Below are 12,171 nucleotides of genomic sequence, written 5' to 3' on the forward strand. Positions count from 1 at the left end.
AATTAAACCATCTGCTCGCCGCCGCCGCCAAGAACGATTTCTCCGTTATCGGCCAACCTTCTCGCAATTGCCAAAATCTCTTTTTGCGCAACTTCAACTTCACTCACTCTTACAGGACCTTTTGCCTCTAAATCGTCTTTTAGCATATCAGCCGCTCGCGAAGACATGTTTTTAAATATTTTCTCTTGCATATCAGGGTCAGCACCTTTCAGCGCAAGAATGAGTGTTTCAGACTCTACTTCACGCATAATCGCTTGTATACCACGATCATCGACATCAATTAAGTTATCAAAAACAAACATCATATCTTGAATGGTATTGGCAAGATCTTCATCTACATCACGTATCGACTCCATCAATTCAGACTCGATCGAACTGTCAATCAAGTTCATGATATTTGCCGCAGTACGAACACCACCAATAGAGGTCGACTGAGTGGACTGATTACCGGAGAACTGTCGCTCGAGAATGTTATTCAATTCTTGAAGTGCTGCTGGTTGAACCGTTTCCAACGAAGCTACACGAAGAAGAATATCCAATCTTACACGCTCATCGAAGTTTGCTAGTATTTCAGCAGCTTGGTCAGAGTCCAAATACGATATTACAATCGCCTGAATTTGCGGATGCTCATACCGAATAACATCAGAAACAGCGCGCGGCTCCATCCATTTCAGCGTATCGAGACCAGTTGTATTGCCGCCCAGTAGAATGCGGTCAATTAAGCTTCCCGCTTTTTCTTCACCAAGCGCTTCTTTTAACATATTACGAATGTAGCCATCCGCGCCAAGCCCAAGACCGGTTTGATCACCAACCAGAATCAAAAAGTCATCAAGTACTTTCTCTACCTGATGGCGTTGCACATTGGCAAGTTGAGCCATGGTCTGGCCAATTCTTTGAACTTCCTTCGGCCCCATATGCTTTAGTATTTGTGCGGCGTCAGACTCGCCAAGCGACATAAGTAAAACAGCCGCTTTTTCTATCGACGTGAGATCTTCACCAGGAGACGCTTCGCTCATTTACCCTTCCATAACCCACTGTTTTACTACCTGTGCTACACGCTCCGGCTCTTCCGCTATCAAGCCGCGTATCGCATTTAATTGACGGTCAATCTTCTCAGGTGAGCCAGGCACCATAACATCCTCAGCACTGACTAAAGACACTTGATCGTCCGATATTTCATCTGTTTCATCGGCGAAGATAGCCGCTTCCGTATCTTCTGCCACTGCAATTTTATTTTGCTCACTAAGCGTTTTAAGAATTGGTCGCACCACAACAAGCAATAAGATCAAAATAAACAAACCAACCAACGCAGGCTGAAGCAAATTCAAGAACCAAGTTTGTTTGTAAAAAGGAATCACTTCTGGCGCAACAGGAGGCTCAGGTAAAGCAAACGGCGAATTAATGACACTCACACTGTCGCCTCGCGAAGGGTCATAGCCAACAGCGTCTCTAACCAGCAAAGTCAAACGGCTGAGCTCTTCATCACTCCAAGGGGCTCGCTCTATCTCGGAGGTTTCTGTATTGAGCGACGCAACGTCATCCACCACAACTGCAACCGAAAGACGGCGCACTGTACCCTGCTGACGTTTCGTATAGCTAATACTTCGATCCAACTCAAAGTTTCGTGTTGTTTCTTCTTTTGACTGACCCGTTCCAGACGAACCTGAGCCACCACCAATTGGCGCACCATTTACCGCAGCTTGCTCTGGCGCATTGATCGCTCCAGGCGGTTGATTCGTCAACGCGCCAGGAACACCGTTATTACCTCCCGCAGAAGAACGACGCTCTTTTAACGTTTGCTCGCTTCTAAGTGCTAAAAGATCCGGGTTATATTGCTCATCGGTTTGCTCAACCGCTGTAAAATCAATGTCGGCCGACACCTCGGCTTTAAAACGCCCAGATCCGACAACTGGCATTAAAATATTGTTTACTCGTCGCAACATGACTTCCTCGACACGTCGAGTGTAATCAAATTGCTTTCCTGCTATCGACAACTCAGACGAAGAGTCTTTATCTGTTAATAAGGTTCCACGCTGATCGACAACGGTAACGTCTTTATCACTCAATTGAGAGATACTAGAAGCAACCAAATTCACAATAGCATCAACCTGACTTCGATCTAAGCGTCGCCCAGGATACAATTCTAAGAATACTGAAGCAGTCGGCTTTCGAGTATCTCGAACAAAAACTGACTCTTTTGGTATTGCCAGATGCACGCGAGCAGATTTAACACTTTGAAGGCTAGTAATAGTGCGACTTAATTCTCCCTCTAGACCTCGACGATAACGAGCCGTTTCAATAAACTGCGAGGTTCCTAACGCCTGATCCTGGTCCATAATTTCTAGGCCAACAATTTTGTCAGAGACAATTCCAGAGCCGGCCAACTTCAATCTCGCCTGATGGTAGTACTCATCTTCAACTAGCAGTGCGCCAGTATTTTGATCCAGTTTAAAAGGAATACTATTGGTATTGAGGATTTCAACTATTTGGTCAGCGTTATAGTCAGTAATGCTACTTAAAACCGGTTTATAATCAGGTCCACTAGACCACAGTACTGCCGCGAGTGCGATTGCTATAGACGCAGCAAGACCGACCATCAAAGCAAGCTGGCGGATTACCGTCAGCTTGTTGAAGCCAGTCAGCAACTCCATGTACAGCTTTTGCTCAGATTGTTGTGCTGGAACGTTATCCATCTACTTCGGCGCCTAAACGTTATTGCCCGTATTATACAGGCATATTCATAATTTTCTCGTAGGCGTCAACCAACTTGTTTCGGACCTGAGTCATCGCCTCGAACGAAATGCTGGATTTTTGCAACCCAATCATTACTTCAGGCAAATCGACATTCGGGTCTCCACGCTCGTATGCTTGCGCAAGTGCAGTTGCTGCTTTCTGATTCGAATTAACTTGATCAATAGCTTGCTTCAACATATCAGAGAACTCTGATTTATCAGCCGATGTCACATCGTTAACACTGAGTCCATCTTGACTATTAACTCTATTAAAAGAATCAGAAGGAGACTGAACTTGCTCCCGCATTTGGCGCATCTGAGACAATACTTGATTAATATCTGGTCTATTTGTGACCATATTTCACTCGCTTTGGACCATTGTTCTTATAGCTTAGCATAAGGCTATTTAAAACTAGATAAAAAGATCAATCAACTTCTAAACCAAATTCACGCATTTTAGCTATCTTATACCGTAATGTTCGGGGACTAATGCCCAATTTTTCCGCAACATCCTTACGCTTACCCTTAGCTTCAATTAATGCCTGAGCAATAATTCTAAACTCATGCTGCTGAACACCTTTACCAAGAATCGACGCAGCATCTTCATTCTCTTCCAATTGCGACTCTGGCTCAACGACCTGTTCACTGCTCAACATATCAAATACGACATGCTGCTCTTCTACTGAGCTTCCCGAACACAATATAAGCGCTCTTTGTATTACATTATCCAATTCGCGCACGTTTCCAGGCCAACGGTGCGATTCCAATTTGCTTTGAGCGGAAGGCATCAATACAACCTCCCCCAATCTCATTTTGACTGCATGTTTCTTTAAAAGAGACTCGGCAATTGGAATAATATCGCCCTTACGCTCTCTGATAGGCGACCACTTCAAAGGGAATACATTGAGACGATAATATAAATCCTCCCGAAAGCCGCCTTCCTTAACATAACTTGCTAAATCGCGGTTTGTGGTGGCAATAATGCGCACATCAAGCTTAATCGGCTTCTTCCCCCCCAGACGCTCGACTTCCTGTTCCTGCAATACCCGAAGCAATTTCGCTTGAAGGCCAACATCCATTTCTGTAATTTCATCTAACAGAATCGAGCCGCCATTTGCCTGTTCAAATTTACCAGCCTGAGAGCTTACTGCTCCCGTATATGCGCCCTTTTCATACCCAAACAATATTGCTTCTAGCATATTTTCAGGGATAGCCGCGCAATTGATTGCAACAAAAGGCTGATTAACACGATCAGACGAGGTATGAATATAATTTGCAAGCACCTCTTTCCCTGTCCCACTTTCGCCGCAAATAAGCACGGTAGAATCCGTTACTGCAACGCGCTTTGCTAAATCGACCATTGCTTTACTTGATGGATCAACTGCGATTAGAGTAGAACTTTTATTATCTAAAGCACCAGCGGTATGCTTTTGAATGACTTCTAGCAGCTCTGCTTCCTCAAACGGCTTAAGCAAATAATCAACCGCTCCCTCGCGCATCGCCTCAACAGCATGAGCAATATCACCGTAAGCCGTCATTAACATAATAGGCAACTCTGGGTAATGATCGGTGACATGTTTCAACAGACCGTAGCCATCCATTCCTGGCAAGTTTATATCGGAAACAACCATATCATACGACTGTTTTTTTAGACTTAAAATCGCCTCTTCGGAACTTCCAACCATACTGCAATCGTACCCTGCTAGCAGTAACGTGTCTTCTAGCGCCTCCGCTAACCCTCGATCATCTTCGACTACGAGCAACTTCACTTTATTCATTTCAACTCCTAAGCAGAGGGATGTAGACATATGCGCACGTTCCCTTCCCCTCTTCACTTATCAATCTAAATACACCATGATGTGCTCTGACAATCGCTTTCACCACCATCATACCTAGCCCTGTTCCATGCTGCTTCGTAGTAACAAAACCTTCATCAATTTCTTTCAGTTTTTGCGGACTCATACCTATTCCGCTGTCCTGAACACGTACCACTAAATTATCGTCAACGACTTCTAAAACGAGCTCAACAGGAGAAGCAGTAGATACAGAAGCTTCGATAGCATTACTAACCAAATTAGTAATCGCCCCGATAAGCGTATCTCTATTACAACGTATAAACTGGTTGCTAGCATCATTAACATCAAGGTGCACAGCGACATTATGATTCGCTTGCTCGCTCACCTCTGATGTCAAAGCCGTTAATGCATTGTAGAACTCTTCAATCGGTACGGCTTCATCCAGCTTGATGTCCGATTTAGAAAAAATCAGCATATCCCGTATCTGACGTTCAATATTTTTTAGTCGCTCGGACAACTTTCCCGTAAATTTTTTCCGCAAATCATCAGGTATGTCGTCTTTTTGCAGGTGCCCAGCATAAAGCATTGCGGATGACAGTGGCGTTCTTATTTGATGAGCCAACGCCGCGACCATACGCCCAATATTAGAAAGTCTTTCATGATGCGACAACTTCTTTTGAAGCAAATGCGTTTCTGTGAGATCCACTAATATAATCAACTGCCCTGGCACATCACCTAGCGATGAGGTCTCTACCCTTACTCGCCGACCTGACACTAGCGTCACTTCGTGTCCATCATCCTCTTGAGGACTAAAGCATTTTGGCACAATGCTTGACCAGCTTTCGCCCAATAAGGTGACTTCCAGCAAACGCTCTACGATAGGGTTTGTCATCACGATACGACCTTCGGCATTAATCAACAAAACACCGACAGGCATAGAAAGAAACAACTGGTGAAACTGCTTAATTAGCTGATTATTTTGACTTTCCTGCTCTATTTTCGCTCTTTCACTCTGAGCAAGTCGCTCACTTAATATAGCAACTTGCCCTTGAAGATCAGCATAGGATTGACTTAATACCTCTGATGTCTCTTTAAAGGATTCAAACGCTTCCTTTAATTGCGTAATTTCCTCATCTTTTGTCACTTAATACTCCGACTTATCAATGTGGTACCGACGCATTTTTTCGATCAAAGTGGTTCTTTGAATTTGTAACATCTGCGCAGCCTGAGAGACCACACCCTTTGAAGCAACGAGCGCTTGACGAATTAACAGAGACTCTAAATGTCTAACATGAAGGTTGAGGTTCACTCCTGCCTGACGCGGCATCTTCCCAGATTCAAGAATCTTATTAAAGATCGGTACAATATCAGCCTGCTTCCAAGGTAAAGGACGCGACCACCCTAGCTCATTATCATAATTTAAAGGCAAGTCACACAAACTAATAAACGGTATGCCCGCTTTACTTAAATCATTAATTGGAATGTCAGCGCCAGCAATCAATATGTCAGAGATATCAAACTCATAAGACCAATCTACCTCTAAAAAATGTAAAACAGGTATTAAAGTTTGATACTCTTGTTGAGATAAGCCAATCACACAGGCTTTCATAAAAATATATCCAATAAACAATGAGTTAAATATACGATGGAGCCCATCACAATGCCAGCAAAAAGACCGTAAGGAAACAATGAACGAGCCCGCTGACCTCAGAGTGTGGTTAACTTTTTTAATTTGCGGAAAGTTTTAAAGTCCAATATTGAGCCTTTTGGCTATAGAAACTTAACAATGAATAAAGCTCAAGAGGCTACGTTCACTTTCTTCCACTAACCCTCAGTAGATTCAGACAATACACGTATAAACTCATCCTGAGGTAAAGGTTTATAATAGTAATAGCCTTGAATAAGGTCTGCTTCAGCATGCTCCATAAACGCCACTTGAAATTCACTCTCGACACCTTCGACCACAACCTGCAACTCAAGTTCATGCGCCATTCCAACAAGGTGAGACAATAGCTTTTCGGAACGCTTATCTTTACTCAGCATATCCACAAACTGTTTATCAATTTTTAGTTGATCGAGTGGCAACTCAAGTAGATATGATAAAGAAGAATAACCCGTACCAAAGTCGTCTAAAGCAATTTTAAAGCCTTGTTCGCGAAGCCTATCTAACACTCTGACACCGTCTTCTAGACTACTCAACAAAGCAGATTCGGTTAATTCCAGTTTTACAAACTGTATCGCTACCTGCTCTTTCTCAACAGTATTGACGCACCACTCCACAAAGTTTCCCATGAGAAAATGATCCGAGCCAATATTGATACTCACCGGCACAGAACACCCTAACGCGTCAAGAGACTTTAGCGTTTTTAACGTTTTAACAAAAACTACTTCCCCAAGAGCGACAATCATGCCACTTTCTTCTGCGATAGGGATAAACTCAGCAGGTGAAATCATCCCCATTTCAGGGTGATTCCAGCGAACCAACGCTTCGGCAGCCACAATCTTTTTGCTAGAAACATTGACTTGTGGCTGAAAGTGAACATTTAGAGCTTGCTGGTCAATCGCTTCTTTTAGATCTGCTTCGATTCGTATTCGCCGCAACGCTTGAGAAGCATGGTCAGAGTTATATAACGCAACAGGCTTTGAAGTAGAAGCCTGTGCAAGTGACGACGTTAAGCGCTGGATAATTTCTGTAGAAGACAAACTACCGAGCTCTAATACTGCTCCTGCCAGCACCTCTTCATTAACAGCCCCCTCTTCAAGTTGCTTACGACCACTTAGCTTACTACGCAATTGATCCGCAATTTGAATTAGCGTTTCTGAATCAACATCGGTAAACGTCAGTATGATCGACTCATCTGATGGTCGATAAATACCCAACACCTGCGTATAAGCCAAATCCACCAAAGACTTAAGTGTCTTTACCTGACTAGAATAGTAGTGACTTGCAACTTCTTGCCCGTAAGATGAAACGACTGTACTGTACTTGGACAACTTAAAGCCGATAGCCGCAGACACAGCCTCATCCGCATTTAGATCCTCCATCAAACCTTGTTTATTTTTCAAACCCGATATTGGATCACAGTATTTAGCAACATTTAGGCTCGCAATGGCCTTCGCACGTTTTTCTAGAGCTGACGCTGTACGAGCACTCAGCAGAGTTGGATTGAATGGCTTAGACAAATAATCTTCAGCGCCTAGCTCAATTCCCTTCGCGACATTATCTAAATCGTCTGCCGCCGAGATCATAATAATGGGTAGATAGTCTGATAGTCCCTCTTCTCGCAGCGCTCTCAACGTCGAAAAGCCATCCATAACAGGCATCATTAGATCTAAAAAAACGAGGTCATACGAGCCCTCACGAATCATATTGAGCGCAACTTGACCATTTTCAGCTTCATCACAATCTGGGTAACCAAGCCGTCGGAGCCGTCTAATTAAGGTATAGCGATTATCGTCGTTATCATCAACGATTAGCATCCTAGGCTCACTCATAAAACTTATTCTCCAAGCTTCGACATCTTTTCTAATAGACGTGTAAAATCAACAGGCTTACTATCAAAGTCATTCGCTCCAGCAGATATAGCCTGATCAATATGTTCCTGCATTGCGTGTGCAGACAACGCGATAATTGGCGTCGCCACCCCTTTATCTCGTAATATTTGAGTTGCCTGCCACCCATCAATTCCTGGAAGGCTTAAGTCCATTAAAATTAAGTCGTATGCTTTATCACTGGCCATTTTGACACCATCCTCACCAGTAAACGCTACATCAACCTCCCAACCTTTACGCTTTAGTCGTCGCGACAACATATACACGTTATCTTCGTTGTCTTCGACATAGAGCACTTGCTTCGACATCATTCTGACTCACAAAGTAACGCGTCGATTTCTTTAAACAAGGCTGTCATACCTTCACTACCTTTGGTAACAACCGCATTCGCTCGCTTTTCCAACATGCGCTTTTGCTGCTCTGTCAACGTCATCGCCGTCATAATAAAGACTTTAATATCATTGTATTCTGGACGATCTTTGAGCCATTCCAAAAAGGCAAAGCCGTCCATTTCTGGCATCATCAAGTCCAATAAAATTAAGTCAGGGGCCTTTCTAACCATTTCAGCTTGCGCTTCCAAACCGTTCCCAGCTTGCGCTACCATTGCGCCACTTTTCTCTAACAGCCGCTTGGCTGAAATACGAATATCTTCTGAATCATCCACTATTAAAACTTTAGTTGAATCTAGGCAATCTAGCGAGCCGAAAACACGCTCTAGACTCTCTTGCGTAATCGGCTTAACAAGATAATTATCGACCCCTAAAGTCGCTGCCTTTTCTTTTTCATCGGTTACCGAAATAATGACAACAGGAACATCGCTTAATTCTGGATCTGCCTTTAACGCCGCCAAGGTGTCCCACCCATTTAAAACAGGCATCTCTATATCCAGTGTAATGAGTTTTGGCTTTAAGTCTCGAGCTTTTTCTAATGCTTCAGCCCCATTTTTAGCTGTCTCAACATGGCATCTAGGCTCTAATATTTTAGAGATATATGACACGGTCTCAAGATCGTCATCGATAACAAGTACATTGATGTTGCCCTTTAAGTGCTCAACATTGGATTGAGTTTGACTCACTCGCTTCACTGGCAATCTGACACTAAAAACAGAGCCTTTTCCCACTTCACTTTGCACTGTGATATCACCGTTCATCATCCTCGCGAAACGACGGCTAATTGCCAGCCCGAGCCCCGTACCTTCAAATTTCCTATTCACACTTGAATCAACTTGAACAAAATCTTGGAAAAGTGTCTCCGTCTGCTCAATGGACATGCCGAGCCCGGTATCGATAACATCAACCTGCAATTGATCTGATTGCTCAACGACTTTTAATTTAACCTTACCACTCTCAGTAAACTTAACTGCATTACTCAAAAGGTTAAAAAATATTTGCTTTATTCGAAGCGCATCCCCAACAATAACGCCAACAGAGGCTGACTCATACTCGAACGATAAGGGTTTACCTTTAGCAATCGGCTCAACCGTTTGAAAAACTTCCTCTAATACTGCATCAAAATCAAGCTCTGCTTCGCTAAGCTCCATTTTTCCAGCTTCTATTTTAGAGATATCTAGGATTTCATTAATCAAGTTCAATAAATGCTTAGACGAACGAACAACTCTCTCTAAAGGCTCTATATAATCCTCATCCCCAAACTCAACAGCATCCTCATGCATCATTTCAGAAAGACCTATAATCGCATTTAAAGGTGTTCGAAGCTCATGGCTCATTTTGGCTAAAAACTCCGATTTCACCGCACTCGCTTTTTCAGCGTCATCACGCGCTCGCTCAGCGGATTCTCTATGCTCCTCAGCTTCAACACGCAGTGTTTCTGATTGTAGCCTTAGCCCTTCTGACCGATCTCTCTCTTCTATAATACGTTTTTCTCCCGCATGAATTCTGCGCTCGATCCGCCCTAACAACCAATAGAAGAAAACAAAAAGTATTCCTGCGACCACTAACGAAATAATGGTAATAATCGCCTGCGCCCAATAGATCTCATCATTGGTTTCATCAGCCGACCTAGAAACAAGAACATGAGAAATAACATCGCCTTTAGTATCGATTAAAGGAATAATGGCGATATCAAATAAATGTTCATCTCTCTCAAAACCCGGTTGGTAAAATATATTTGGAGACTCAGAGATCAAATAACGCTCAAATACTTTTGAGAATATTGAATGATTTATAACGGCGTCACTACTCGCAATAGATTGGAGCTCATGACTTGGAGCGGCATCATATAAGGTTGATGAAGACCTATATTGATTGAATAGAGATAAGTCTAAAACGTCTTTATTAGCATATATATTAGTGTATAGACCTTGATTACGCGCAACATCTAAAATCGCATCACTAAACAACACATCCACCAATACAAATGAATCCTGACTCTTGCCAAACGACACGATGGTTCTAATAACCAATTCGCCATTCTTTAATATTTTAATTGTGGAAGAAGGTGTGAGTTGATCCAATGTTGTAGGGGTAATCAATGCCTCGTTCGAAAGCATCCGACGAGAATAATCCAACTGAATATGCTTGCTCTTATCGAGCCAAACCAAGCGCTCGACATTCATTGCTTCCGCGGTGTTATACAATAAGTCCTGAAGCTTGTGTGAATCGTCGACCTCTAACTCCTGAGAAACGTCATCTAACCAATGGAGCCTCTCTCGTACAACTTGAGAAACCGTTAACTGAGAGCGATAGACCTGCTCATCAAACCGACCCGCTAATGACTCAAGCTCGCGCTGTCTGACGTTTTCGAGCCAAAGCCAAGCAATTAATACAAATGCCAACCATAACACGAACAGAGCAGATAAAAGCGGGATCAGTACAGGCGCTTTCACTCGCGCGAGTTGGATATCCTGAGACATACTATGGCTCCTAGTTACGTTGAAATTCAGTCATATGAAGTGGAAATTTCAGAAAATTTTGTTCGCCATCAAACCCTAAATACAGACCAAGACCTAAATCCAAAGTATGCATCACATTCAAAGCATTGCTTAACTCTTGAGGTAAGGAGTTTTGACCACCTGTTTGCACCCATCCGGTCAGTTTACGAGCAACGGATAGAGGCAACCTAAACAAATCATTAGGGTCTTCAATTTCAAACGGGCTAACAACCGCCTCCAATCCCTTCGTTAAAACCAAGGCTGCAAGGTAGCCTTCAAAACCTATTTTTGAGGGCACTAAAGAAGGACTCAATTGCTTTAAGTCCGACATATAATTCGAATAAGCCTCAGATGACAAGTAGTTAGCAGGCAGGTAATGAATACTATTTACGTTAGTCTCTCCTCCCTCTTTTAAGGCAAAACTACCCACATCGGCACTAGATAAGAAATAATACCCGTTAGAATCAGGAAGAACGTCAACCTGACTTAGCAAAGGCGACAAATCACCACGTGTGCCAATGAAAATAACATTTTGCTTTTCTAACGATGCAAGAGTGCCCTTAACTCGCTCAATAGACGACCTAGACGCACTAAATTGAAGTGTTTTTACCGATACGGCAGAATGTTTCGACAAACAGCTTTCGGCAACCAGTTCAGAATAGCCATGATCCGACGCATACACGATTACTAAACGTTCTCGTTGCTTATCAGCTAACGCCCCGCACAAAACATCCAACTCACTTAACATTGATGGCCTCAAGTTAAGCACATACCCCACCTTCCCATACAGGCTAGCGCGGGCCGTCAATGAATTTAAATAAAGCACTTTTTCTCGGGTTGCTACACGCTGAATAGCCTCCGCCGTTTGCAATTGATCTCCACCAAGCAAGGCCACCACGTTTTTTCTGATAATTAGGCGTTGAGCATTTGAGGCAGCAAGTTCCCCATTTGCGTGATCGTTAAGCACCTCGAGAGCCAATGCTTTGCCTTTAATTCCACCATCGAGATTAATGCGATTGAAAAAGGCTTGAATACCGTACTGATAGTCAAACGAACGCGCTTGCTGCCCACCGTCGAACGACGCGACTAACCCAATGTTGATAGAAGAAAACACGCTAGATGATAAAAGAGAAAGCAGGCAACCTATAAGTAAGTACGGAAAACGCGACATAATGATTCCCACTACAAAATATTCAATTGA

At 43.2% G+C, this 12,171-nt stretch carries 10 protein-coding genes; all 10 read right to left on the bottom strand.

Annotation, left to right across the window (positions count from 1 at the left end):
• Window positions 1–2 precede the first annotated feature (2 nt).
• Window positions 3–1,016 (bottom strand): flagellar motor switch protein FliG, encoded by a 1,014-nt coding sequence (fliG, locus tag MARME_RS16290; protein WP_013662355.1) that lies wholly within the window; start codon window positions 1,014–1,016, stop codon window positions 3–5.
• Entirely contained in the window at window positions 1,017–2,693 is a 1,677-nt protein-coding gene (gene fliF, locus MARME_RS16295) for a flagellar basal-body MS-ring/collar protein FliF (RefSeq protein ID WP_013662356.1), read from the bottom strand.
• A 31-nt stretch (window positions 2,694–2,724) separates the two neighbouring features.
• Window positions 2,725–3,090: a flagellar hook-basal body complex protein FliE gene (gene fliE, locus MARME_RS16300; RefSeq protein WP_013662357.1), complete on the bottom strand. Its 366-nt coding sequence runs from the start codon at window positions 3,088–3,090 to the stop codon at window positions 2,725–2,727.
• A gap of 67 nt (window positions 3,091–3,157) precedes the next feature.
• Window positions 3,158–4,510: a sigma-54-dependent transcriptional regulator gene (locus MARME_RS16305; protein WP_013662358.1), complete on the bottom strand. Its 1,353-nt coding sequence runs from the start codon at window positions 4,508–4,510 to the stop codon at window positions 3,158–3,160.
• A gap of 1 nt (window position 4,511) precedes the next feature.
• Complete coding sequence (locus MARME_RS16310) at window positions 4,512–5,672, bottom strand: sensor histidine kinase (protein WP_013662359.1); 1,161 nt, start codon at window positions 5,670–5,672, stop codon at window positions 4,512–4,514.
• Window positions 5,673–6,137, bottom strand: coding sequence for a helix-turn-helix domain-containing protein (locus MARME_RS16315; protein ID WP_013662360.1), 465 nt, complete (start codon window positions 6,135–6,137; stop codon window positions 5,673–5,675).
• 215 nt (window positions 6,138–6,352) lie between these two features.
• A complete protein-coding gene (locus MARME_RS21575) occupies window positions 6,353–8,023 on the bottom strand; it encodes a two-component system response regulator (RefSeq protein WP_013662361.1) in 1,671 nt (556 codons plus the stop codon).
• Window positions 8,024–8,028: 5 nt separating this feature from the next.
• Window positions 8,029–8,391, bottom strand: coding sequence for a response regulator (locus MARME_RS16325; protein WP_013662362.1), 363 nt, complete (start codon window positions 8,389–8,391; stop codon window positions 8,029–8,031).
• Window positions 8,388–10,952 carry a hybrid sensor histidine kinase/response regulator gene (locus tag MARME_RS21580; protein WP_013662363.1) on the bottom strand — a complete coding sequence of 855 codons (2,565 nt, stop codon included), beginning with the start codon at window positions 10,950–10,952 and terminating at the stop codon, window positions 8,388–8,390. The genes MARME_RS16325 and MARME_RS21580 overlap by 4 nt, the downstream gene beginning before the upstream one ends.
• Window positions 10,953–10,962: 10 nt before the next feature.
• Window positions 10,963–12,141: an ABC transporter substrate-binding protein gene (locus tag MARME_RS16335; protein ID WP_013662364.1), complete on the bottom strand. Its 1,179-nt coding sequence runs from the start codon at window positions 12,139–12,141 to the stop codon at window positions 10,963–10,965.
• Window positions 12,142–12,171 lie beyond the last annotated feature (30 nt).

Source organism: Marinomonas mediterranea MMB-1 (assembly GCF_000192865.1).
In the GTDB taxonomy this organism is placed as follows: Bacteria; Pseudomonadota; Gammaproteobacteria; order Pseudomonadales; family Marinomonadaceae; genus Marinomonas; species Marinomonas mediterranea.

Bases quoted from the DNA above. Each gene is read 5' to 3' on its own strand.
- fliG (WP_013662355.1), bottom strand. From the start codon at position 1,016: ATGAGCGAAGCGTCTCCTGGTGAAGATCTCACGTCGATAGAAAAAGCG.
- fliF (WP_013662356.1), bottom strand. From the start codon at position 2,693: ATGGATAACGTTCCAGCACAACAATCTGAGCAAAAGCTGTACATGGAG.
- fliE (WP_013662357.1), bottom strand. From the start codon at position 3,090: ATGGTCACAAATAGACCAGATATTAATCAAGTATTGTCTCAGATGCGC.
- MARME_RS16305 (WP_013662358.1), bottom strand. From the start codon at position 4,510: ATGAATAAAGTGAAGTTGCTCGTAGTCGAAGATGATCGAGGGTTAGCG.
- MARME_RS16315 (WP_013662360.1), bottom strand. From the start codon at position 6,137: ATGAAAGCCTGTGTGATTGGCTTATCTCAACAAGAGTATCAAACTTTA.
- MARME_RS21575 (WP_013662361.1), bottom strand. From the start codon at position 8,023: ATGAGTGAGCCTAGGATGCTAATCGTTGATGATAACGACGATAATCGC.
- MARME_RS16325 (WP_013662362.1), bottom strand. From the start codon at position 8,391: ATGATGTCGAAGCAAGTGCTCTATGTCGAAGACAACGAAGATAACGTG.
- MARME_RS21580 (WP_013662363.1), bottom strand. From the start codon at position 10,952: ATGTCTCAGGATATCCAACTCGCGCGAGTGAAAGCGCCTGTACTGATC.
- MARME_RS16335 (WP_013662364.1), bottom strand. From the start codon at position 12,141: ATGTCGCGTTTTCCGTACTTACTTATAGGTTGCCTGCTTTCTCTTTTA.